19 protein-coding genes are annotated in these 23,021 nt (G+C 68.0%); 12 read left to right on the forward strand and 7 right to left on the reverse strand.

Going from position 1 to position 23,021, the window contains the following annotated elements:
• Window positions 1-64 precede the first annotated feature (64 nt).
• The gene (locus CA951_RS12980; protein ID WP_087557228.1) at window positions 65-1,081 is read left to right on the forward strand and encodes a LacI family DNA-binding transcriptional regulator; all 1,017 of its coding nucleotides are present in this window, start codon (window positions 65-67) and stop codon (window positions 1,079-1,081) included.
• Between the two features lie 2 nt (window positions 1,082-1,083).
• On the opposite strand, the gene CA951_RS12985 is transcribed toward CA951_RS12980, so the two are convergent.
• Window positions 1,084-2,163 (reverse strand): ABC transporter ATP-binding protein, encoded by a 1,080-nt coding sequence (locus CA951_RS12985; RefSeq protein WP_087557229.1) that lies wholly within the window; start codon window positions 2,161-2,163, stop codon window positions 1,084-1,086.
• A gap of 229 nt (window positions 2,164-2,392) precedes the next feature.
• Here CA951_RS12985 and CA951_RS12990 point away from each other — a divergent pair, with 229 nt between their 5' ends.
• Both CA951_RS12990 and CA951_RS12995 read left to right on the forward strand, forming a co-directional pair.
• Complete coding sequence (locus CA951_RS12990; protein WP_087557230.1) at window positions 2,393-3,397, forward strand: ROK family glucokinase; 1,005 nt, start codon at window positions 2,393-2,395, stop codon at window positions 3,395-3,397.
• Window positions 3,382-3,717, forward strand: a complete 336-nt coding sequence (locus CA951_RS12995) for a WhiB family transcriptional regulator (RefSeq protein ID WP_087557231.1) — start codon at window positions 3,382-3,384, stop codon at window positions 3,715-3,717. The genes CA951_RS12990 and CA951_RS12995 overlap by 16 nt, the downstream gene beginning before the upstream one ends.
• A gap of 4 nt (window positions 3,718-3,721) precedes the next feature.
• Here CA951_RS12995 and CA951_RS13000 read toward each other — a convergent pair whose 3' ends face one another.
• The 3 genes from CA951_RS13000 to CA951_RS13010 all read right to left on the reverse strand — a co-directional run bounded on the left by CA951_RS13000 (window position 3,722) and on the right by CA951_RS13010 (window position 8,461).
• On the reverse strand, window positions 3,722-5,518 hold the full coding sequence (locus CA951_RS13000) for a serine/threonine-protein kinase PknD (RefSeq protein ID WP_087557232.1): 1,797 nt from the start codon (window positions 5,516-5,518) through the stop codon (window positions 3,722-3,724).
• Between the two features lie 51 nt (window positions 5,519-5,569).
• Complete coding sequence (locus tag CA951_RS13005; RefSeq protein WP_087557233.1) at window positions 5,570-5,818, reverse strand: hypothetical protein; 249 nt, start codon at window positions 5,816-5,818, stop codon at window positions 5,570-5,572.
• 90 nt (window positions 5,819-5,908) lie between these two features.
• Complete coding sequence (locus CA951_RS13010; RefSeq protein ID WP_087557234.1) at window positions 5,909-8,461, reverse strand: LuxR C-terminal-related transcriptional regulator; 2,553 nt, start codon at window positions 8,459-8,461, stop codon at window positions 5,909-5,911.
• A 335-nt stretch (window positions 8,462-8,796) separates the two neighbouring features.
• On the opposite strand from CA951_RS13010, the gene CA951_RS13015 reads away from it, so the two are divergent.
• Window positions 8,797-10,086 (forward strand): M23 family metallopeptidase, encoded by a 1,290-nt coding sequence (locus CA951_RS13015; protein ID WP_087557304.1) that lies wholly within the window; start codon window positions 8,797-8,799, stop codon window positions 10,084-10,086.
• 66 nt (window positions 10,087-10,152) lie between these two features.
• On the opposite strand, the gene CA951_RS13020 is transcribed toward CA951_RS13015, so the two are convergent.
• Both CA951_RS13020 and CA951_RS13025 read right to left on the reverse strand, forming a co-directional pair.
• The gene (locus CA951_RS13020) at window positions 10,153-11,961 is read right to left on the reverse strand and encodes an alkyl/aryl-sulfatase (protein WP_087557235.1); all 1,809 of its coding nucleotides are present in this window, start codon (window positions 11,959-11,961) and stop codon (window positions 10,153-10,155) included.
• Window positions 11,958-13,082, reverse strand: coding sequence for an AI-2E family transporter (locus tag CA951_RS13025; RefSeq protein WP_087557236.1), 1,125 nt, complete (start codon window positions 13,080-13,082; stop codon window positions 11,958-11,960). The genes CA951_RS13020 and CA951_RS13025 overlap by 4 nt, the downstream gene beginning before the upstream one ends.
• A 172-nt stretch (window positions 13,083-13,254) precedes the next feature.
• Here CA951_RS13025 and CA951_RS13030 point away from each other — a divergent pair, with 172 nt between their 5' ends.
• The 8 genes from CA951_RS13030 to CA951_RS13065 all read left to right on the forward strand — a co-directional run bounded on the left by CA951_RS13030 (window position 13,255) and on the right by CA951_RS13065 (window position 22,119).
• On the forward strand, window positions 13,255-13,683 hold the full coding sequence (locus CA951_RS13030; RefSeq protein ID WP_087557237.1) for a hypothetical protein: 429 nt from the start codon (window positions 13,255-13,257) through the stop codon (window positions 13,681-13,683).
• A 1-nt stretch (window position 13,684) separates the two neighbouring features.
• The gene (locus tag CA951_RS13035; RefSeq protein ID WP_087557238.1) at window positions 13,685-15,397 is read left to right on the forward strand and encodes a SulP family inorganic anion transporter; all 1,713 of its coding nucleotides are present in this window, start codon (window positions 13,685-13,687) and stop codon (window positions 15,395-15,397) included.
• Entirely contained in the window at window positions 15,394-16,737 is a 1,344-nt protein-coding gene (locus CA951_RS13040) for a DUF1254 domain-containing protein (protein WP_087557239.1), read from the forward strand. The genes CA951_RS13035 and CA951_RS13040 overlap by 4 nt, the downstream gene beginning before the upstream one ends.
• Before the next feature lie 53 nt (window positions 16,738-16,790).
• Window positions 16,791-17,762: a hypothetical protein gene (locus tag CA951_RS13045; RefSeq protein WP_087557240.1), complete on the forward strand. Its 972-nt coding sequence runs from the start codon at window positions 16,791-16,793 to the stop codon at window positions 17,760-17,762.
• 95 nt (window positions 17,763-17,857) lie between these two features.
• A complete protein-coding gene (locus tag CA951_RS13050) occupies window positions 17,858-19,123 on the forward strand; it encodes an aspartate kinase (RefSeq protein ID WP_005248517.1) in 1,266 nt (421 codons plus the stop codon).
• A 2-nt stretch (window positions 19,124-19,125) separates the two neighbouring features.
• Window positions 19,126-20,157, forward strand: a complete 1,032-nt coding sequence (locus CA951_RS13055) for an aspartate-semialdehyde dehydrogenase (RefSeq protein WP_087557241.1) — start codon at window positions 19,126-19,128, stop codon at window positions 20,155-20,157.
• 80 nt (window positions 20,158-20,237) lie between these two features.
• Entirely contained in the window at window positions 20,238-21,353 is a 1,116-nt protein-coding gene (locus CA951_RS13060; protein WP_087557242.1) for a S9 family peptidase, read from the forward strand.
• A gap of 100 nt (window positions 21,354-21,453) precedes the next feature.
• Window positions 21,454-22,119 carry a GAP family protein gene (locus tag CA951_RS13065; RefSeq protein WP_087557243.1) on the forward strand — a complete coding sequence of 222 codons (666 nt, stop codon included), beginning with the start codon at window positions 21,454-21,456 and terminating at the stop codon, window positions 22,117-22,119.
• Here CA951_RS13065 and CA951_RS13070 read toward each other — a convergent pair.
• Window positions 22,066-22,968 carry a hypothetical protein gene (locus CA951_RS13070; protein WP_179220184.1) on the reverse strand — a complete coding sequence of 301 codons (903 nt, stop codon included), beginning with the start codon at window positions 22,966-22,968 and terminating at the stop codon, window positions 22,066-22,068. The genes CA951_RS13065 and CA951_RS13070 overlap by 54 nt on opposite strands.
• Between the last annotated feature and the right edge of the window lie 53 nt (window positions 22,969-23,021).

Raw genomic sequence — 23,021 nt, forward strand, 5'->3', positions numbered from 1 at the left:
ACAGCGGCTTGCGTTACGGAAGGAATTTGCGCAAATATTTGCGTTCCTCGCTTACTGTGGGAACGTGATCCCCAAGCAGTCCGTGAACATGGCCGACGTCGCGCGCCGCACCGGCGTCTCGATCGCCACCGTCTCCCGTGCGTTGCGCGGCGAGAAGGGGGTCTCCGAAGCGACGCGGCTGCGGATTCAGCGGATCGCCGACGAGTTGGCGTACGTCGTCTCGCCCGAGGCGTCGAAGCTGTCGGGCGGCGCGACGGGCCGGGTGGCCGTCGTCGTGCCGTGGATCGACGCCTGGTTCTACTCACGGATACTCGCCGGCATCGAACACGAACTCCGCGCCGCCGACCTGGACGTGATGCTGTACTGCCTCGAGGAGTCGTCCCAGCGCGAATCGTTCTTCGAGCGGCTTCCGTTGCGCCGCAAGGTTGATGCGGTCATCGCCGTGGCGTTTCCGCTGACCGGGCCGGAGCGGGCGCGGCTCGAGGAGATGGACGTGACCGTGGTGGTCATCGGCGCGCACGCCGGCGACTTCCCGTCCGTCCGGATCGACGACGAACTGGCCGCGCGTCAAGCCGTCGGGCATCTGATCAGGATCGGCCACACGCGGATCGGCATGATCCGCACCGTCGACCCGGAGGGGCAGTCCTGGGAGGGCGACATCGCCCGGGTCGCGGGTTTCCACGGTGCGCTCGCCGACGCCGGACTCGACGACGACTGCACCGCGACCGTGCCCTGGGGCATCGAGGGCGGCGAGCGCGGCATGGAACTGCTGCTCAGCCGGGCCGACGTGCCCACCGCGGTGTTCTGCCATTCCGACGAGGTCGCCGTCGGAGCGCTACGCACGCTGCGACGAGCGGGGATACCCGTCCCGGCCGGAATGTCGGTGATCGGCATCGACGATCACCCGACGGCCGAACTGGCCGACCTGACCACGGTCCGGCAACCGGTGGCAGAGCAGGGTGCCGCGGCAGGCCGGGTGGTCGTGGACCTGCTCGGTGGCCGGGAACCGGCGGAACGGGCGGTCGTGCTCCCGACCCACCTGGTGGTCAGGGGCTCGACCGCCCGTCCCGCGGAACTCTGAGGTCAGCGCACCAGGCGCTCACCCGCCGCGTCGGTGGCGAAGAGGTGCGCGTGCGCCTCGTCGACGCGGACGTGCACGACCTGGCCCTTCTCGGGCGGGTTGCGCCAGTCGACGCGCGCGACCAGGTTCTCGGTCCGTCCGTGGACGGTGGTGCGGCCGAACACGAATGCCTCGGAGCCGAGCTCCTCGACGACGTCGATCTCGAGTTTCAGGCCGCCCGAATCGGCGATCTCGACGTGCTCGGGACGGATCCCGAAGATCACCTCGCTGCCCGCCGCCGCGAGCGCGTCGCGGGGGACGGGCACCAGCTGGTCGCCGATCAGCACGCCGCCGTCGGCGACGGGCACGGTGAACAGATTCATCGACGGTGAGCCCATGAACCCGGCGACGAACACGTTCGCGGGCCTGCGGTAGAGCTCGCGGGGGGAGGCGCACTGCTGCAGCACGCCGCCCTTGAGGACGGCGACGCGATCGCCCATCGTCATGGCCTCGACCTGGTCGTGGGTGACGTAGACGGTGGTGGTGCCGAGGCGGCGCTGCAGCTGGGCGATCTGGGTGCGGGTCTGCACGCGCAGTTTCGCGTCGAGGTTCGACAGCGGCTCGTCCATCAGGAACACCTGCGGTTGCCGGACGATGGCGCGGCCCATGGCGACTCGCTGCCGCTGGCCGCCGGAGAGGGCCTTGGGCTTGCGGTCGAGGTAGGCGCCGAGGTCGAGCATGTCGGCGGCCTCGGCGACGCGGGTGCGGATCTCGGACTTGTCGGTGCCTGCGAGTTTGAGGGCGAAGCCCATGTTCTCGGCGACGGTCATGTGTGGGTAGAGCGCGTAGTTCTGGAAGACCATCGCGATGTCGCGGTCCTTGGGTTCGGCGTGCGTGACGTCGCGGCCGCCGATCAGGATCTGGCCGCCGTCGACGTCCTCGAGTCCGGCGAGCATCCGGAGTGAGGTGGATTTTCCGCAGCCGGACGGGCCGACGAGGACGAGGAATTCGCCGTCCTCGATGTGCAGGTCGAGTTGATCGACTGCGGGGACGTCGGACCCGGGAAAGAGCCTGGTTGCGCGGTCGTACGTGATTGTTGCCATGAGAAATGAATCCCTCCACCGGCAGGAACGTGCCGGACGATCCGAGTGTCAGGGGCGTGCCGGCAGACGCCGACGGAGAAGAACTATGGCCTAGATCACATGCCTTGTCCAGTCGAGGATGGACGGTCTTTGTTCTCAAAAAGACTGAAGTATGTATTGATGAAAATCCAAAGGTCCTCTACTGTCAGCGTGACACCCCTCACTCGCAGATTTGAAGAGGACACGAGATATGGCTCTGACAATTGGCATCGACGTGGGTGGCACGAAGATCGCCGCCGGCGTGGTCGACACCGACGGAGTCATCCACCGGATGGTGCGTCGTGACACCCCGTCACACGATGCGCGCGGCGTCGAGAACGTCATCGCCGAACTCGTCCGGGAACTGGCCGATACCCATCCGGTCCAGGCCGTCGGCATCGGCGCGGCAGGCTTCGTCGCCGCCGACCTCAGCACCGTGCTCTTCGCCCCGAACCTCGCGTGGCGCAACGAACCGCTCGGTGCGGTGGTCGAAGCGGCGTGCGGACTGCCGACGGTGGTGGAGAACGACGCCAACGCCGCGGCCTGGGGCGAGGCGCGTTTCGGCGCCGGGCGGACGGGACAGACCGTCGTCGTGCTCACCGTGGGAACCGGGATCGGCGGCGGCATCGTCGTCGACGGCGTCCTCCACCGCGGCAAGTTCGGGGTGGCCGCGGAGTTCGGGCACCTCAACGTAGAACCGCACGGCCGCCGGTGCGGTTGCGGCAACCACGGCTGCTGGGAGCGTTACGCCAGCGGGCGGGCACTCGTCCGGGAAGCGCAGGATCTCGCGAACGTGTCGCCCGGTTTCGCCGCCGATCTCCTCGCCCGCGCAGGCGGAAGGGCGGACGCCATCACCGGCCTGCACGTCACCGCCGCCGCGCAGGACGGTGACCCCGCGGCGCTCGAATGTTTCCGGGTGATCGGTTCCTGGCTGGGGCACGGCATGGCGGACATCGCCGCGTTCTTCGACCCCGACCTGTTCATCATCGGCGGGGGAGTGTGCGAGGCCGGTGAACTGCTGCGCGGTCCCGCCGCCGCCGCTTTCGAGAACCGCCTCACCGGACGCGCACATCGACCGGTCGCCGAGGTGCGACTGGCGGAACTCGGCGCGAACGTCGGCATCGTCGGCGCCGCCGATCTGGCCCGGGAACGCGTTCTCGGGCTCGCACACAACGGCTCACGAGTATCTGGAGGAGTGCAATGTCCAATCGGTTGAGTCTTCCCATTCCGGTCGCCGAGGTGTGGGACTGGCAGAGGGACGCCGCGTGCCGCGGCTACGAGTCGTCCACCTTCTTCCACCCCGACCGCGAACGTGGCCGGGCCCGCGAGATGCGGGACTTCCGCGCCAAGATGATCTGCCGCGGCTGCCCCGTGCTGGTGCAGTGCCGGGAGCACGCGCTCAGTGTCCGTGAACCGTACGGCATCTGGGGCGGTCTCTCCGCGAACGAACGCGAAGAACTGCTCGCCAATCACCACGGCCGGGTGGATGAGGCCGTCGCCGAATCGTTCGGGTTCGACCTGGCACGCCAGGCCTGAGCAGTCAGCTGCCCGCGGGCAGCATGACCACCCGGCTGTTGTCGGTGTCCGCGACGTACACGTCGCCCCGGCTCGACACGGCGATGCCCTCCGGCTGGTCCAGGCCGGTGAACGGGAGGACCTCCTGCTCGTCCGAACCGGCGGGCAGCCGCAGAATCCGGTTGTGGTTCTGGTCGATCGCGTACACGGTTCCCTCGTCGTCGACCGCGACACCACCGACGCTCTGGAGGTCGGTGAACGGCAGGAAACTCTGGCTGCGGGTGGCGGCGTTCCACGCGAGCACCTTGTTGGGTGTGCCGACGTAGAGGTCGCCCTGCTCACCGACGGCGACGGCGAACGGGCCGATCACCGAGAGCGGTACCGCGACGGGGGCGGCGGTGACGTCGCGCAGGGCCAGCACCCGGTTGTTCAGCGTGTCCGCGACGTACAGCGTCCCGTCCGGTCCGAGCGCGATTCCGAACGGCTGGTTCAACCCACCGATCGGCATCGGTACCTGGGTGCTGCCGTGCAGCATCGTCACGGTGTTGGTCACGAGATCGGAGACGTACACGTCGCCGGACGTGCTGACCGCAACTCCCTGCGGAACCTCGAGTCCGGTGAACGGAAGAACCGTCTGCTCGTAGGACCCGGCCCGCACCTCCAGAACCTGCTTGGCCGCGCTGTCCGCGATGTACAGGTTCCCGCTGCCCGACACCGCGATCCCGGCCGGGCCCTGCAAACCGGTCAGCGGGAGCACGACCTGACTGTCGGGCGACTCCTCGCCCGGCCAGACGACGTAGGCGACAGCGGCGGCGACGACGACACCCGCCAGAAGAGCGGCGAGCAGCCAGCGTTTCCGCCGCCACCGGCCCGCGACCGTGGTCGGTGCCGTCGGCTCGGCGTCGGGCCGGGTCACGGCGGGACGGCTCGTCCGGGTGGTCGCAGCGGAGTCGGCGCGTGCGGCAGGACGGGTGACGCTGCCCGGCCCGTCCCACGCGATCGCGTGGACGGCGTCGCTGAACTCACGGCACGTCGAGTAGCGCTCCTCGCGGTCCTTGGCCATGGCGCGCGCGACGACCGCGTCGACACCGGCCGGCAGCCCGGGCCGGACCACGCTCGGCTTGGGAATCGGCCCGTTCAGATGACCGTGCATCACCGAGGACGCGGTGGTCCCGGGATACGGCGGTTCGTTTGTGAGCAGATGGAAGAAGGTGCAGCCCAACGCGTAGATGTCGACGCGGTGGTCGAGTTTCCGGCCCTCGATCTGCTCGGGCGCCGCGTAGTGCAGCGTCGCCACCAGCATCCCGGTACGGGTCAGCTGATGCGTTTCGTCGAGGGCCTTGGCGGTGCCGAAATCGGTGAGCAGCACACGTTCGGGGTCGCCCGGCGCGAGCAGGATGTTCGCCGGCTTCACGTCGCGATGCAGAATCCCGGCCTCGTGCGCGTGATCGAGCGCCCTCCCGGTCTCGCTGACGATGTGCACGGCGCGCTCGACGTCCAGTGCCCCGGAACTGAGCGCTCTCCTGGCGTCGACGCCGGGAACGTACTGCATCGCGATCCACAACCTGCCGCCCTCGCGGCCGCGGTCGTGGACGGTGACGATGTTGGGATGGTCGAGATGGGCGGCGTGGTCCGCTTCCGACTCGAAACGCGACCGGACGTAGTCGTCGCTCGTCCACGACGTGTCGAGCAGTTTGAGAGCGACCTTGCGCGGCAGGTTGGGATGCTGGGCGAGGTAGACGGTGCCCATCCCGCCTCGTCCCAGAACCCGTTCGATCACGTAGCCGGCAAACACCGTGCCCGGTTCGAACTCGCCGCTCACTCGGCTTCACCGCCTCCCGGGAACCCTTCACCATTGAACCCCGCGGCCCGGTCAGTCCGGTAGCCTGCGCATCTCGATGACGGTCAGCCCCAGCGCGTCGAAGCGGGCCAGCATGCCGCGGAGATCCGACGGGCCGTCGACCGGGCCGTAGAGCGTCGTATCACCGGTCGTGACGTCCGAGACGTCCAACTCGGGGAAGGCCGCCAGCACCCGATCGGAGAGAGCGCCGCTGATCAGGAAGGCGTACCTGACCTTGCCCGGCCAGTTCGATTCAGGACGCACCACGGTGGGCTCCTTCATTCGCATCGTCGTTCCAGAACTCGGTCAGCCGTAGATTTCAGGGTGACCGACGGAACGGCGACGCGCCTCACCCGCAAGTGGTGAACCGTCTCAGAGCAGACCGTTGTGTTGCGCGGCGGCGATCGCGTCGCGGCGGGACGTGACGCCGAGTTTGCGGTAGATCCCGCGCAGATGAGTCTTCACCGTGTTCACCGACACGCACAGGTCGGCCGCGATCTGCTCGGCGGTGCGCCACGACGGAAGCTCCACGAGCAGTTCCAGTTCACGGGGAGTGAGCATGTCGGACGCCGCGCTCTCCGACCGGGGGAACGACGCGCGGAGCCGTTCCGTGAACGGTTCGAGCACCCCGAACCGGCCGGTGCTCCGCACGAGAAGATCCCGGATCTGTGGTCCGCAGTCGTGGAACGGACGCAGCACCGACTGCGGCTCCGCGAGCCGCAGCGCCTCGGTGAGTGCGCTGTGGGCGCGCGAATCATGTTTGCGGGCAAGCGCGATCGACGCGTCCACGAGCCACGCCGCGATCAGGTTGGTGCCCGCCGCGCATTCCAATTCACCGTCCAGGACTGGCTGGATCGTCCGGCGGGCCAGGTCGAGGCGGTGCAGATGCAGGTGGATGATCGCCTCGACGAGGGGTGTGTCGCCGGTGGGCCCGAGGAAGGCCTGCGCCTCGGTGGCCAACTCGTGCGCCCACCCGACCTCACCGGCGGACAGATACGCGTACTGGATGGCGGGCAGCAGCACCGCGCGGATTCCCGGCGGCATCGGCAGTGCGGACGACACCGGGCTGTCCGCATGCACCATCGTCACCGAACCGTGCCGGTGTTCGGACTCGTCGAGACCGAACAGGGCCGCGGCGCCGTCGGCGAAACCCGCGGTTCCGATGCTCGCGCGACGCAACGCCTCGGCGGATTCGGCGGCGACGCGGGCGGCGTCGGGGTCCATCCGCATGTAGCGGCACCACGAGTCGACGAGCTTCGTCAACTGGAACGTCGGATCGCCCGTCGCCGACTGCGTCCGGCCGATCGTCAGGGCCTCGTCCACCAGTTCGGATGCCACGGCCACGTCCCCCCGCGCCATCGCGACGGCGGCGAGACTGCCCAGGCAGTACATGACGCTCAGCGGTGCGTCGCCGAGTCGCGCGTGCGCGAGCGACCTCCCGAGCACGGACTCCGCGTCGTCGTCCCGTCCGAGGAAGAGCAGCGCGCGCCCCTCCTGGAGCAGGACGAACGCGTCGAGATCGGGGTCGCCGCTCGAACCGCCGCCCACCCTCTGCAGCCGGTTCAGCGCGGTCTCGATGTCGCCGGTCCCGATCGCGGTCTGCACCCGCAGCGATTCACGGAGCAGCAGGTGTACCCGGGATTCGGCGGCGCCGTCCACCAGCAGACCCGACTTCCTGCGGTCGAGGAGTTCGAGGGTGGACGTCGCCACGGGGATGTTTCCCGAGGCGAGCGCGGCGGCAGCGCGGAGCAGCCGCGCCGACGGATGGTCCTGCGACGCGCGGGGCGCCCGCGCGAGAATCCGGTCGACGGCCTCGCCGTGGCCCCCGATGATCAGGGGCAGCGACGTCCTGGCCAGCAGCGCCACGATCTCGTCGTGATCACCGGAGTTCACCGCGTGCTCGAGCGCGAGCAGCGCATCGCCGAATTCGTCGTGCCAGTGGGCCGCCGTCAATTCGAGATGCTCGACTTCGACGTGGCCGATGCGACTGATCTCCGCGCGCAGATAACTCCGCAGCAGCGGGTGGTAACGGTAATGCGTGGGGTTCTCGGTGATCCGGCTGATCAGAAAATTGTGGTGCTCGAGCCAATCGATGTTTCCGTGCGCATCCGTGCAGCCCGTGAGTTTCTCGGCGAGTTCGACCGTGAACGACGCGGGAACGGACGTGCGCAGAAGGAACTCGCGCATCTCGTCGGTCTGGCCGGCGAGGACCTCCTCGATGAGATAGTCGGCGACGGCCCGGCGGTCGCCCGAGAACTCGGCGATCAACCGGCTCGGATCCGGATGCCCTTCCAAAGACATTCCCGCCAGCCGGATTCCGGCGGCCCAGCCCTCCGTGCGAACCATGAGGGCGTCGAGATCGTACGCCGGTAGCACCACGCCGTGCTCGTCGAGCATCTCGGCCGACTCGTCGGACGTGAACGCGAGATCCGCTGCCGTGAGCGTGAACAGTTTGCCGTCCAGGCGAAGCCGCTGCAGCGCGAGCGGCGGCTCGAACCGCCCGACGATGACCGTCCGCAGCAGGGGCGGTTGCCAGCGCATGAACGACTCGAGGTCGGTGAGGACGTCGGTGCCGCGGAGCAGATGGGCGTCATCGATGATCATCCAGATGTTCTCGCCGAGTTCGTGCAACGCGGCCGACAATGTGGCACCGAGGTCGGGTGACTCGGAATCGAGCCCGGCGCACGCCGTCTGCAGACGAGGATTTCCGGCGTCGGTGAGCGCGCGGAGGATCGCCCGGTGGACGACGTCGAGGTCGTTGTGCCGCTCCTCGATGGTGAGCCAGGCAATGGTCGGGGCGTCGTCGGCGGCCAGCAATTCCCGCGCCCAGTCGGCAACGGCCCGCGTCTTGCCGGACCCGGCAGGCGCGCAGACAAGCGCGACCGGATAGGGGCGGGTGTCGTCGGTGAGCGCGTCGGTGAGCATGGTGTGCAGGCGGGTACGGGTGACCGTTCGACCCCCTGCACTCGACGGTATTCGAGTACTCAGACGAAACTCCCCGAGCGGTGCTGCCGTCACGCCGACCCCCAATTCTCGCTGCACCGAGAAACGATCTTCGACAAACGCCAATCCCCGACGCAGTGAGCCGGTGCGATGATTTTAGCGAGTACCAGTTGTTTTGTGTGGGTGAACGTGGTTACCGCAAACCGGCAGCAACTTGAAATTCACACTCGACGGGTGAATCCGCGGCGGGCGGGCCGGCGGACGATGGCCACGTCGAAGGGCACAGGGCCGCGGCGAAGTGCCTGAACGGAGTGACCATGAAGTTGGCAGTTGCCGGGCTGATGATGTCGATCGCACTCGTCGCGGCGGGGTGCTCGAGCGGCGGCGACGCGCCGGATACCAGCGCGTCGCCGACGACGGCGGGCGGGACCGGGGCGGTCACCGTCCCCGACGCGTACACGGGACTGATCCTCACCCCGATCGGTGATCCGACCTTCCCGTTCCCGGGCACCGACGGGAAGTACCACGTCGCCTACGACCTCCAGCTGACGAACGCGACACCCGTCCCGGCGACCCTCGACAAACTGGACGTCGTCGACGGAACCGACCCGTCGAAGGTGATCGCGTCGTTCTCCGGTGCGGCGCTCGTCGAACCGAATTGTCCGTACGGCGACTGCAACCGGCTGCGAATGCTGACCGCGCCGGCAGCGACGTCCACGGCGATCCCGCCGCAGGAGACTCGTATCCTGTTCGTCGACTACACGTTCGACTCGCTCGACCAGGCCCCGAAAGCGGTGCTCCATCACCTGTACGGCAGCGCCGCGGCCGCGCCGTCGTCACGGGAACCGTCCCCCGTCGACTATCTGATCACCGCGCTCGACATCGACGCCGGGACCCCACGCGTCATTTCGCCACCGCTGAAAGGCGACAACTGGATTGCCCTCAACGGCTGCTGCCTCCCGGGCTTCCCGCACCGTACGTCGCCGCTCCCGGTCGACGGCAAGATCAACAACAGTCAACGATTCGCGATCGACTGGAAACGCACCAACGACCAGGGCGAGTTCTACACCGGCGACCGGACGAAGAACGAGAGCTACGTCGACTACGGTTCCGACGTGTACGCCGTCGCCGACGGAACGGTCGTGGCCACGCTCGACAACGTGCCCGCCAACGCCCCGGGCACACTGCCCGCCGAGGTCCCGGAACTCGCCGCGAAACTCACCGTCGAGAACGTCGACGGCAACCACGTCGTCCTCGACCTCGGAGGCGGTGTCTACGCGATGTATGCGCACTTCATCGAGGGTTCGCTGCTCGTCAAGCCCGGCGACAAGGTCTCGAAGGGCGACACCCTCGCGAAACTCGGGAACACCGGCAACGCCAACGCATCGCACCTGCACTTCCAGTTGATGAACGGCCCGAGCCTGCTCTACGCCGACTCCCTGCCGTACGTCTTCGACAGCTTCGAATACGAGGGGCAGGTCGCGCCGCAGCAGATCCTCGACGCCGACGACTACCTTTCGGGGCAGTTCCTGCAGGGAAAACTGCCCACCGGTGAACCGCGGACGGATGAGCTTCCGAGCAACCTCGCGATCGTCGACTTCGGGTAGGCCCTCCGGGCTCGTGCGCCTTTCTGGTAGCTGGAACAACCAAAAAGGCGCACGGGCGCGAAGCGCCTACGGCGTGACGATCGGGAACACGTTGTCGGGTGGGTCGAGCAATTCGGTGAGCGCGAGGAGTTTCGACGGGTCACCCGTCACCTCGATGCCCTCCAGACCCCGGCCGGCGAACAGGGCGAGCAACTGCATCTTCGTCAGGGTCAGAGTGACGTCCGGTTGCGCCGCGGTCCTCGGCGCGACCGTCTGGATGAGCGCGCCGTTGGACAGCGTCGTCCGGTAGTGCGCTTCGGGTTCGGTGAAGTGCCACTCCGCGACGAGGGTGGCGTCCCAGGCTCGCGGGCCGTTGATGCGGAGGGCGACGGAGTCGAAGATCTGGTCGATCGTCAGGGCGCTCAGCATGTCCGCGCCGAGGTCGCTGAGCGGCGGGGTGGTGATGCCGCCGCGCAGTTCGAGTGCCCCGGTGAGGTAGAAGTTGCGCCACGTGGCGTTCTCCGCGCCGAACCCGAGTTGCTCGTACGTGCGGGCCAGCAGTTCCTTGGCCGCATCGTCGGAGGGGTCGGCGAACACGGCGTGCTTGAGCAGTTCGGCGGCGAACCGCAGATCTCCGCGCTCGAGGTACTGCGTCGCCTTCGACCGGACCTCGCCCTGGCCGCCCATGCACTCGACGTAGCGGGTGGCCACGCTTTCGGGCGGATGCTGCCACAGCGACGTCGGGTTGCCGTCGAACCAGCCCATGTACCGCTGGTAGATCGCCTTCACGTTGTGGCTGACCGACCCGTAGTAACCGCGTGCGTGCCAGGCGGATTCGAGGGCGGGTGGCAGCGGGAAGTCTTCGGCGATCTCGATCCCGGTCAGTCCCGCGTTGAGCATCCGCAGGGTCTGGTCGTGCAGGTACTGGTACAGGTCGCGCTGCTCCGACAGGAATTTCACCACCCGGTCCCGACCCCACGTCGGCCAGTGGTGGGAGGCGAACGCGACGTCGTAACCGCCGTCGAACATCTCGATCGCCTGGTCGAGGTACCGCGACCAGGCGCGGGGATCGCGGACCAACGCGCCGCGCAACGTGAGGAGATTGTGCAGGTTATGGGTGGCGTTCTCGGCCATGCACAGCGCCCGGTGGTCGGGGAACAGGAAGTTCATCTCGGCGGGCGCCTCCGTTCCCGGCGTCACCTGGAAGAGGATCCGGATGCCGTCGACGGTCTCCTCCTGGCCGGTGTGGGTGATGTCGACGGTCGGCGGAATCAGCCCCGGCCTTCCGGTCGACGTGTTCGTTCCGAGCCCCGCACCGAGGTGCCCGCGCGGACCCTTCAGCAGCAGTGGTCCGTACATGTAGGTGGCGCGCCTGCCCATTGCCGTTCCGGCGTAGATGTTCTCGGAGACCGCGTGCTCGAGGAACCCTTCGGGCGCGAAGATCGGGACGTCGCCGCGACCGTCCGGGAGTACGCCGACGACGCCGCCGAAGTGATCGATGTGGGAGTGCGTGTAGAGGACCCCGGTGACGGGCCGGTCGCCCCGGTTCTTCCGGTACAGCGCGAGCGCCGCGGCCGCGGTCTCCTGCGAGATGAGCGGGTCGATCACCAGGACGCCTGTCTCGCCTTCGACGATCGTCATGTTGGACAGGTCGATTCCGCGTAGCTGGTAGATGCCCTCGGTGACCTCGTACAACCCGTCCTTCGCGCACAGTTGCGACTGGCGCCACAGACTCGGGTCGGCGGTGTCCGGGCAGTCGCCGGACAGGAACGCGTACTCCTGCATGTCCCACACCGTGCGACCGTCCGCGTCCGTGACGGTGCAGGGGTCGAGGCGGTCGACGAAACCGCGGTCGGCGTCTTCGAAATCGGTGGTGTCGGAGAAGTCGGGTGTCATTGTTCTTCCTTCTCGTGTCGCGGTGTGGTGGGGGCGGTGATCGGTGCCGGGGGTGTGGGGGAGTCGCTGAGAATCGTGTTCACCCACCTCGTGGACGGGTCGATGTCGATCAGCAGTGCCTTCGCCATCAGGGTCAGCGGGATGGCGAGGATCGCGCCGAGGGGTCCGAGGATCCACGTCCAGAACACCAGCGACAGGAACGTGAACGTCACGGACAGGCCGACCGCGTCCCCGACGAACTTCGGCTGGATCACGGACTGGATGATGACGTTGATGACGCTGTACACGACGATGACGGTCAGCATCAGTCCCGGACCGCCCTGGAGCAGCGCCAGCAGGGCCGGCGGGACGAGTCCGAGAATGAAGCCGACGTTCGGGATGTAGTTGGTGATGAACGACAGCAGACCCCACAGGATCGGCAATGGAATCCCCAACGCCCACAGTGCCCCGGTGTCGATGACGGCGACGATCAATCCGAAGACCGTGGTGACGACCAGGTACTTGCGGGTGCCGAGGGAGAAGGCGGAGAGGGCGGTGGCGATGTCGGGGCGCATCCGCGTGACGATGCTCATCCGCGAACCGTAGGAGCTTCCGTCTACGGCCATGAACAGCAGGAGCGCGGCGAGGAACAGCAGGTTCGAGAAGATTCCCAGCATCGCCTGCAGGATGCCGTCCACGAAACCGAACACCTTGGTGTAATCCACCTGGGAGAGCAAAGTCTGGGCGCTGGTGGAGTTCACGCCGTGGCTGTTCAGGAAGCTCTGGGCGCTGTCGATGAGGGACGTGAAGTCGTCCGCGTACTGCGGGAGCAGCGTGGCGAGTTGCGCGACCGACAGCGCCAGCGACAGCACGAGTACGACGAGGATGCCGTTGACGACCACGATCGCGACGATCGTCGCGAGCCACGGCGGGACGCCCTTCCGGTGAAGCCATACGGGGAGCGGGTGGACCGCGACGGTGAGCATGAGGGCGAGGAAGATCGGGGCGAGGATCGATGCCGCCACTTCGATCCCGGCCACGGTGATGACGAGCGCGGCGAGTCCGAGGATCACGATCAGGCCCCGCGGCATCGACCACCGAGAGTCCGGCTCCGCGCCGGATGCGTCCTGCGGATCGATCATCGCGTGTCCCTTCGCAACGGCCGGCCTTCCGGGATGCCCCGATTCGACTCTTGCACCGCGGCGTCGGCGTCACATCATCCGTTGCAGATGAGGATCACCCGGCGCGGATGATGCCCCCCACCGCCCGGGGCCGGACGATTCGACTGTTCGCAAACACACTTTCGAGAAGGGCATGGACATGACGACTACCCCGGAGTCCAGGACGGACAGCCCTGTGAAACAGGGTTTTGCAGCAGGAACTTCACTGGCAGCGGCGATATTGCTGCTGACCGTCGGTGTGATCTCGTTCTTCCAGGGCATCGCCGCAGTCGCGTCCGACGACCTGCTGGTCATCGGCGTCCAGTACACCTACCAGTTCGACACCACCACGTGGGGCTGGATCCACATCGTGCTGGGCGTCGTCCTGGCCATCAGTGCGATCGGACTGATGACGGGTGCCACGTGGGCTCGCGTCGTCGCGGTCTGCATCGCCGCGCTGTCGATCCTCGCCAATTTCCTGTGGCTGCCCTACTACCCGCTGTGGTCCATTCTGATCATCGCACTCGACGTCGTCGTGATCTGGGCGGTCACCACCTGGGACACCGACAGGGTAGCCGGATGACGTGGTGAAGTCCGCGACCGGCGCCTGGCCGGTCTTCGGCTCGCTGCGCGACTACCGACGGGGGTGGGTCAGGCCCGACGTGATCGCGGGCCTGACCGTGTGGGCGGTGCTCGTCCCGGAGGCACTGGCCTACGCGACCATCGCGGGAGTGCCACCGGTCGTCGGCCTCTACGCGGCGGTCCCTGCGCTGATCCTGTACGCGGCGGCAGGCAGTTCGCGTCACCTCGTGGTGGGCCCGATGTCGGCGACCGCCGCCCTGTCGGCGGCGATCGTCGCGCCGCTGGCCGGTGCGGACGGCGGAAAGTATGCGGCGCTGTCCGCCGTCCTCGCGATCGCCACCGGGATCGCGGGGCTGCTGGCCGGTCTGCTGCGCCTCGGATTCATCGCCTCGTTCATCTCCGAGCCGGTGCTGAAGGGCTTCATCGTCGGCCTCGCCCTCACCATCATCATCGGACAGGTGCCCGCGCTGTTCGGGGTGGAGAAGGCGAAGGGCAACTTCTTCGAACAGGCCTGGGGGGTGCTCACACATCTCGGGGACACGCACGGGCTAACGCTCGTCGTCGGCGGTCTCAGCCTGGTGGTGGTGCTCGGGTTCAAACGGTGGCTGCCGCTGGTCCCGGGATCGCTGCTCGCCGTGCTCCTCGGGATCGCGGCGGTGTCGCTGTTCGGGTTGGACGACCGGGGCGTCGACATCGTCGGGCACATCGATCCGGGTCTTCCCGCGCTCGGATTGCCGGCCGGAGTCGGGTTCGACGACTACGTGGACCTGCTGGGTCCGGCGGTCGGTGTGCTGCTGATCGGCTTCGCCGAAGGTCTCGGTGCCGCGAAGACGTACGCGGCGAAGGAAGGCTACGAGATCGATGCGAACCGGGAACTTCTCGGCCTCGGCACCGCAAACCTCGGTTCCGGCCTGTGCTCGGGGATGGTGGTCAACGGCAGCCTCTCGAAGACGGCGGTGAACGGTGGGGCGGGTGCGAAATCTCAGGTCAGCGGACTCGTCGTCGCCGCACTGACCGTGGTCACGCTGCTGTTCCTCACCGGACTCTTCGAGAAGCTGCCCGAGGCGACCCTGGCCGCGGTGGTGATCGCCGCCGTCATCGAACTCGTCGACATCGCCGCGCTCCGCAGGCTGTACGGGGTGTGGACGCGGCGGCTGGGCAGCATTTACGGCCACGCCGCGCGCGCCGACTTCGCGGCGGCACTCGCGGCGATGCTGGGCGTCCTGCTCTTCGACACCCTGCCCGGCCTGGTCATCGGCATCGGCGTCTCCATGCTCCTGCTGCTCTACCGGGCCTCCCGCCCCCACGTCGTGGCGCTCGTGAAGGACGGGTCGCTGTGGGTGGACGCCGAACGCCACCCCGAACTGCCCGCCACCCCGCACGTGGTGGTCGTACGGGTCGAGTCCGGATTGTTCTTCGCCAACGCCGATCACGTGAAGGACCGCATCGAAGAACTGTGCACCGAAGGCACCAGGACGATCGTGCTCGACGCGGAGACGTCCCCGTTCATCGACGTCAGTGCGGCGCAGATGCTCGTGCAACTACGCGACGCCTTGAAACGCAAGGGCGTCGACCTCCGGGTGGCCCGCGACATCGGTCAGTTCCGCGACACGATGCGCCGGGCGGGCTCCCGAACTTCACCCGTCGGCCTGTACCCGACCGTGCGGGAAGCACTTGCCGATACGAGCAGGGAACGGCCAGAGGAGGATTCGTGACCGTCAGCACGGAATTGCAGGAACTCGCCGCGAAGGCGTGGGTGTACGGTTTCCCGCTGGTGTTCGACCTCGACCAGGTGAACCGCTTCGTGGCGGACGGGATGGGGAGCCTCGCGCCCGCACCGTTCAACACGTTCAGTCACGCCCGCACCCTCGCCGGGCCGCGGGACACCTTCGTCTCGGTCAACAACGACACCGTCTACTCGATCGCCCAGATCGACCTCGGCCACGGACCGCAACTGCTGCGGGTGCCCGACAGCGGCGGCGCGTACTACGTGCTGCAGTTCGTCGACGCGTGGACCGACAATTTCGCGTACGTCGGCAAACGCGCGACGGGAACGGCGGCCGGCCGGTATCTGCTGACCGGCCCCGGGTGGTCCGGCGAGATCCCCGCCGGCGCGACGCGGATCGCGTTCCCCACCGCGGTCGGCACCATCGTCGGCCGCTGGGCCTGCGACGGCGTGGACGACCTCGAGCGGGTGAACGCACTGCAGTCGGCCCTCACGCTGGAACCCGTCGGAGACCGGGAACCGGCGAAGGGTCTGCCCGTGCCCGACCCGAACGTCCCCGAGGACCTTCGGTTCTGGGAGAAGCTGCGGGTGTACTCGCAGGCGTACCCGCCGGCCGCGCAGGACCTGATCGCCGAGCAGATGTTCGCCCCACTCGGGTTGCTCGAGACCGGGGCGTCGCCGTACCTCGAGGCTCCGCCGGATCTCGCGTCCGTCCTGACGGCGGGAGCCGAGGCGGGCCACCGATCGCTCGTAGCCGCACTGAAATCGGGTGGCGGTGCGGCGATCGTCAACGGCTGGCAGTTGATGTACCACGCCTTCGACTACAACGACGACTTCTTCGAGGTCGGCACCGTGGACTCACCCGAGTGGCGGATCGAGGACCGCTCGGAGGCGCTGGGCCTGCGGGCCGGGCCCGCGATGGCGGGACTGTGGGGCAACCACGGCTACGAGGCCGCGTACGCGCCGATCTACCACGACAGCGAAGGCAACGAACTCTCCGGCGAACACACCTACACCCTCACGTTCGCGCCGACCCCGCCCGTCGACGCGTTCTGGTCGATCACCATGTACGACCTCCCGGAGTTCTTCCTCGTCGACAATCCGATCGACCGCTACTCGATCGGCGACCGCACGCCGGGACTGGTGTTCGCCGACGACGGTTCGCTGACCATCACGCTCGGCGCCACCGCTCCGGCCGACCCGGTCGCCCGCGCCAACTGGCTGCCCACACCGGCCGCCGGATTCCGGCCGATGCTGCGGATGTACAGCCCCCGGACCGAGGTGTTCGACGGCACGTTCGAGATCCCGCCGATCGTGAAGACCGCGTGATCCGCGGGACGTGAATCGGCGGTAGTGTTCGGGCCGATTCGAGGGGGGATCGGGTGAAGAAGGTCGCCGCGGCGCTGCTGTGCGCCGCGATCACGTCCGGGTGCGCGCACAGCGTGTCGGGAACCGCGGGGGCGTCCCCGCTGCAGGAACTGAGTCCGGACCAGCAACGGCACGTCCACGTCGAGGATGCGCTCCGCGCCGCCGATCCGTGCGGGCTGCTCGACGAGGCGGTGGTGCGGCACGCCGGGACGGTCCAGCAGTACGGATCGGCCGTGCAACTGCCGGTGTGCTCGGCGCTGATGACACGGCCCGACGGCGCGAGCACCTATGTGGAGTTGTCCCTGCTGCCGTCGATGCTGTCCGAACAGTCGCTGACGCGGCCGGAGACGGTGGACGGGGTGACCGTCTACCGCGGCGCGGGCGCCGACCTGGCTCGCGGGACGTGCGAGCGGGTCTTCCGGCTACCCCTGGGAACCGGTGACGAACAGGTGGGAGGGCCGCCTGCGACCGTCCGCGCCGGAATCGGCGCGGGCCAGGACGCCTGCCCGCTGGCCGACGCGGTGCTGGACTCGGCGCTCGACAGGATGCGGTCGGGGCTGCCCGCGCGCGACGCCGGTTCCCCGGATCAGGTGGCGCTCGCCGTCCACGACCCCTGCGAAGTCCTCGACGTGCTGGGGACCACGGCGGGCGGACGCGTCGTCGATCCGGAGTCGCCGCCCGCTCCGTTCGACTGCGTCCTGTTCCCGAACCCGAATCGGGTGCCCGGGAGCGAGGTGACCGTGTCGTTCACGATGTCGCCGGTGAAGGAAAACAGACCACCCGTTCCCGCCGTGCCGGAGACGGTCGGCGACCGGTGCCGGTGGACGAGCCCGATGGGTGAGCCGATCGACATCACACGGCCAGGGGCGGGTGTCGACGAGTTCACCCGCAGGCTCGGCCACGCGGGTGCAGTCGTCACTGTTCACGGCCCGAACTGCGCCGCCGTGGCGAGGGTCGCGGACGCCGCGAACACGGCGTTCGGATAGGCCGCCGAACGGACTCACCCGGGATCAGATTGGACTCCGCCGGTAAGCTCGACAGCTGGACCAGTACAGATTCATCGACCTGGAGGTAGAAACGCGTGGCTCTCGTCGTCCAGAAGTACGGCGGATCCTCGGTGGCAACCGCCGAGAGAATCCGACGAGTGGCTGAACGGATCGTCGAGACCAAGAAGGCCGGCAACGATGTCGTCGTCGTGGTTTCAGCGATGGGGGACACCACTGATGAGCTGCTCGATCTGGCTCAGCAGGTGTGCCCAGCCCCACCCGCCCGCGAAATGGACATGCTGCTGACCTCCGGTGAGCGCATTTCCAATTCTCTCGTCGCAATGGCGATTCATTCGCTCGGTGCGGAGGCCCGTTCGTTCACGGGCTCGCAGGCGGGCGTCATCACCACCGGTGCTCACGGCAACGCCAAGATCATCGACGTCACACCGGGCCGCGTCCGGGATGCGCTCGACGAGGGCTCGATCGTCCTCGTCGCCGGATTCCAGGGCGTCAGCCAGGACAGCAAGGACGTGACGACCCTCGGGCGCGGCGGTTCGGACACCACCGCGGTGGCCCTCGCCGCAGCCCTCGAGGCCGACGTCTGCGAGATCTACACCGACGTCGACGGCATCTTCACCGCCGACCCGCGCATCGTTCCCGACGCGCAGCGGCTCGAGACGGTGTCGTTCGAGGAGATGCTCGAACTCGCGGCGTGCGGCGCGAAGGTGCTCATGCTCCGCTGCGTCGAGTACGCCCGCCGATACAACGTGCCTGTGCACGTCCGTTCGTCATACACGACCAAGCCGGGCACCATCGTGTCCGGATCGATGGAGGACATCCCCGTGGAAGAGGCAATCATCACCGGAGTCGCGCACGATCGCGGCGAGTCCAAGATCACCGTCGTCGGCCTGCCCGACACCCCGGGTTACGCCGCGCAGGTCTTCCGCGCGGTGGCCGAGGCGGAGATCAACATCGACATGGTGCTGCAGAACATTTCGAAGGTCGAGACCGGCAAGACGGACATCACGTTCACCCTGCCGACGGCCGACGGACCGCGGGCGGTCGAGAAGCTGACGAAGCTGCAGGGCGAGATCGGCTTCACGCAGGTGCTGTTCGACGACCACATCGGCAAGGTGTCGCTGGTCGGTGCCGGCATGAAGAGCCACCCCGGCGTCACCGCGACGTTCTGTGAGGCGCTCGCGAAGGCCGGTGTCAACATCGACCTCATCTCCACGTCGGAGATCCGCATCTCGGTGCTCGTCAAGGACGTGGAGCTGGACAAGGCCGTGAAGGCGATCCACGATGCATTCGAGCTCGGCGGCGACGAAGAAGCCGTCGTGCACGCAGGAACGGGACGGTAATCATGACCACCATCGCTGTCGTCGGTGCGACCGGACAGGTCGGCATCGTCATGCGCACCCTCCTCGAGGAACGCAATTTCCCCGCGGACAAGGTGCGGTTCTTCGCCTCCGCGCGGTCGGCGGGCAAGAAGCTGCCGTTCCGCGGTGAGGAGATCGTCGTCGAGGACGCGTCCGCGACGTCCGACGAGGACCTGAAGGGCATCGACATCGCCCTGTTCTCGGCCGGTGCCACGCTGTCCCGTGAGCAGGCCCCGCGCTTCGCGGCGGCCGGTGCCACCGTCGTCGACAACTCTTCGGCGTTCCGCAAGGACCCCGACGTTCCGCTGGTCGTCAGCGAGGTGAACCCGGAGCAGGCGAAGAACCCGCCGAAGGGCATCATCGCCAACCCCAACTGCACCACGATGGCCGCGATGCCGGTGCTGAAGGTCCTGCACGACGAGGCCGGACTGCAGCGTCTCATCGTGTCGAGCTACCAGGCCGTGTCCGGCAGCGGCATCGCCGGTGTCGAGGAGCTGGTGGGCCAGGCCCGCGCCGTCATCGGCGACGCGGAGAAGCTGGTCCACGACGGCAGCGCCGTCGACTTCCCGGCCCCGAACAAGTACGTCGCACCGATCGCGTTCAACGTGCTGCCGTTGGCCGGCTCGCTCGTCGACGACGGCAGCGGTGAGACGGACGAGGACCAGAAGCTCCGCAACGAGAGCCGCAAGATCCTCGGACTGCCCGACCTGCTGGTGTCGGGCACGTGCGTCCGCGTCCCCGTGATCACGGGCCACTCGTTGTCGATCAACGCCGAGTTCGAGCGTCCGCTGTCGGTGGAACGCGCGCAGGAGATCCTGTCGAAGGCTCCCGGCGTGCAGCTCGTGGACGTCCCCACCCCGCTCCAGGCCGCGGGCAGCGACCCGTCGCTGGTCGGGCGGATCCGTCAGGATCCGGGTGTTCCGGAGGGCCGCGGGCTCGCGCTGTTCGTGTCCGGCGACAACCTGCGTAAGGGTGCCGCCCTCAACACCATTCAGATCGCCGAACTGCTCGTCTAGCTCTCCCCCCACGTGAGTGGCAAAGTGTGCTCCCGCACGCTTTGCCACTCACGTGTCGGTTGCGGGTGGATACTGGGCCGATGAGAGTGGTCGGGGCCGCGGTGGCGACGGTTCTGCTGCTGCTCACCGGCGCGAGTGAGGTCTCCGCGCAGCCGCCCGGGATCCTGTTGTCGCAGGAGCAGTTGCCCCCCGCCGCGGTCCCCGCCCAGGCGGGCGACAGCGTCCGGGTGCGCTACTCCACCCTGCGTACCTCGACCGCGACCGGTGAATCGACCGGATCGGTCTTCCTTCCCCGTGGCGACCCGCCCGCCGGCGGCTGGCCGGTGGTGTCCTACGCCCATGGCACCGTCGGTGTCGCCGACCAGTGCGCGCCGTCCGTCGCCGGATTCAACTACGTCGAGCTGCCCGCGATCGAGCAGTGGCTCGCCGCCGGGTATGCCGTCGCGGCAACGGATTACGCGGGAATCGGCACACCGGGTGTCAACGCTTATCTGGACGGTCCGGCGGCCGCCGCGAACGCTGTCGACGTCGTCCTCGCCGCGCACGAGGTCTACGGCGACGTGCTCGCCGACCGGTGGATCGTCACCGGACTGTCGCAGGGCGGGCAGGCGACCTACTTCGCCGCCCGCGAGGCCACCACCCGGGCACCCGCGCTCGACTTTCGGGGCGCCGTCGCCGTGGCCGCGCCGACCCACCTCGAACAGCTCTTCCCCGCCGGGGGTCCGGCGGTTCCGGATCTGCCGACATCCGGAATCGTGAACTACGCGCTGCTGACCCTCGCCGGTATCGACGACCAGCGTCCCGAGGTCGACATCCGGCGGTACCTGTCGCCGACGGGACTCGACCTGATGGAGTTCGCGAAGGTGACGTGCAGCCGCGAACTCGGCCGGTACCTGCTCGACCACCCCACGTCGGTCGGCGACCTGTTCGCGGCGCCCCTGTGGAACGAGCAGTTCCGGGAGCTGTTCCGGGAGATGCAGCAGGTACCCGTCGACGGCTTCGACCGGCCCCTGCGGGTGGTGCACAGCCTGTCCGACGCGTCGGTGCCGATTCCGTTGACGTGGGCGCAGCTCGCCGAGATGCGGCAGCACGGGGTGAACGCCGAATTCCAGCAACTCGTCGGTGAGGACCATCGCGGGTCGCTGATCGCCTCCATGCCGGAGTCCCTCGCGTTCGCTGCGCGGGTGCTGTCCTGACCCCCAGGTGAGTGGCAAAGCGTCCTCCCACACACATTGCCGCTCACCTCACCCGGGACGTGCGAGGCGGACACGGCCGCGCGACCCCTACGGTTCGGACATGGGCTCAGTCATCGGAGAACTGCTACCGCTCGCCGTGGGTGTCGCGATCTCGCCGATACCGATCATCGCCGTCATCCTGATGCTGCTGTCGAAGCGTGCGGGCGGGGCGAGCGTGGGCTTCGGTGTCGGCTGGATCCTGGGCATCGTCGTCGCGACAGGGATCTTCGTGCTCCTCGCCGGCAGCGTCGACACATCCGATGCCGACGGCCCCTCCGCGACGACGTCGTGGGTGAAAGTCGTTCTGGGTGTGCTGCTGCTCCTGCTCGCGGGACGGCAGTGGCGCAGTCGCAACGCTGACGCGGAACCCCCGAAGTGGATGCAGGCGATCGACGACCTGAACTTCGTGAAGTCCACGGGACTCGGATTCGCGCTGGCGGCGATCAATCCCAAGAACCTGTTGCTCTGTGTGTCCGCGGGCGTCGGGATCGGCACCTCCGGGGTGAGCGGCCCCGAGCAGGTGGTGGCCCTGGTCGTGTACACCGTGCTGGCCGGATCTACCGTCCTCGTCCCGGTGGTCGCGTACGCCGTGGCCGCCGACAGGATGCGCGGGACCCTCGACAGCCTCAAGGTCTGGTTGCAGGCCAACAACGCCGCAGTGATGAGCGTGCTGCTACTCGTGATGGGCGCCGTCGTTCTCGGGAAGGGATTCGGTGGATTGTTCTGAGCCGTTGACGGGTCCTCGCAGATAGCGGCCGATGTAGGTCTCGTCGAGCGCGACTGCCTTGGTGATCACCGCCGCCGCCACGATGACCACCGACATGACGAACAGCCAGCTGATCGCGGTGAACACGAGTCCGATCGCACCGAACTGGTGTTGCGCGGTTTGGGTGATCCGGGGAAGGACGAGACGTCCGCCGGCATGGATGGTTGTAAGCCCCGCGGCGGTCAGCGCGCCGCTGGCCCAGAGGACGCGTCCCTTGAGGGTTCCCATCGTCAGCAGGTACGGGCAGAGCGTCCACACCGCCCACCAGATCGCGAGTTCGGCGACGAGCGTGAGGGTGAGTCCGAAGTACCTCAGATTGGTGAGCTGGTTCGCGGCGGCGATCGCGGACGTCGAGAGCGCGACCGCGAAGAGCACCACCAGCCAGCGCCAGGCGTCGCGCAGGGAGATCGAGGGGACGTTCCAGATCTTCGCGTAGATCCGTGCGAGCGCCCGCGCGAACGACGTGCCACTGACGGCGACCATCAACAGGCCGAACACGCCGAACGCGGCGAACGTCGGGGTGGTCGGATCCACGGTGCCCACCGCGGACGACAACACGGACGGATCGAAGCCGAACTGGTCTTCGAGACTTCTGGCCGTCACGTTCCACTCGCTGACCGTCGACACCGCGATCATGACGGGCAGCACCGACGTGAAGATCTTCGCGGCGAGCGTCATGGACCTGTCGAAGAGTTCGATCTCCACGAGGCCGTCGATGATCCGCCGGACCGTGCGCCCGGGAGGGGTTCCCTGGAGCCAGCCGTTAGCCGTTTCGGTGCGCGCGGCCAGAGCTTCCCTGGCCAGCGCCACAGATAGTTTCGTCGACCGCACTCTTCGAGCGAACACCGATTCGGCCGGGTTGT

Source organism: Rhodococcus sp. NCIMB 12038 (assembly GCF_002165735.1).
Lineage (GTDB): Bacteria > Actinomycetota > Actinomycetes > Mycobacteriales > Mycobacteriaceae > Rhodococcus_F.

What these genes read in the sequence shown, in the direction of transcription:
- CA951_RS13030 (WP_087557237.1), top strand. Translation starts at nt 13,255, where the DNA reads ATGGACATGACGACTACCCCGGAGTCCAGGACGGACAGCCCTGTGAAA.
- CA951_RS13055 (WP_087557241.1), top strand. Translation starts at nt 19,126, where the DNA reads ATGACCACCATCGCTGTCGTCGGTGCGACCGGACAGGTCGGCATCGTC.
- CA951_RS13005 (WP_087557233.1), bottom strand. Translation starts at nt 5,818, where the DNA reads ATGAAGGAGCCCACCGTGGTGCGTCCTGAATCGAACTGGCCGGGCAAG.
- CA951_RS13060 (WP_087557242.1), top strand. Translation starts at nt 20,238, where the DNA reads ATGAGAGTGGTCGGGGCCGCGGTGGCGACGGTTCTGCTGCTGCTCACC.
- CA951_RS12985 (WP_087557229.1), bottom strand. Translation starts at nt 2,163, where the DNA reads ATGGCAACAATCACGTACGACCGCGCAACCAGGCTCTTTCCCGGGTCC.
- CA951_RS13015 (WP_087557304.1), top strand. Translation starts at nt 8,797, where the DNA reads ATGAAGTTGGCAGTTGCCGGGCTGATGATGTCGATCGCACTCGTCGCG.
- CA951_RS13025 (WP_087557236.1), bottom strand. Translation starts at nt 13,082, where the DNA reads ATGATCGATCCGCAGGACGCATCCGGCGCGGAGCCGGACTCTCGGTGG.
- CA951_RS13010 (WP_087557234.1), bottom strand. Translation starts at nt 8,461, where the DNA reads ATGCTCACCGACGCGCTCACCGACGACACCCGCCCCTATCCGGTCGCG.
- CA951_RS13020 (WP_087557235.1), bottom strand. Translation starts at nt 11,961, where the DNA reads ATGACACCCGACTTCTCCGACACCACCGATTTCGAAGACGCCGACCGC.
- CA951_RS13065 (WP_087557243.1), top strand. Translation starts at nt 21,454, where the DNA reads ATGGGCTCAGTCATCGGAGAACTGCTACCGCTCGCCGTGGGTGTCGCG.
- CA951_RS12990 (WP_087557230.1), top strand. Translation starts at nt 2,393, where the DNA reads ATGGCTCTGACAATTGGCATCGACGTGGGTGGCACGAAGATCGCCGCC.
- CA951_RS12995 (WP_087557231.1), top strand. Translation starts at nt 3,382, where the DNA reads ATGTCCAATCGGTTGAGTCTTCCCATTCCGGTCGCCGAGGTGTGGGAC.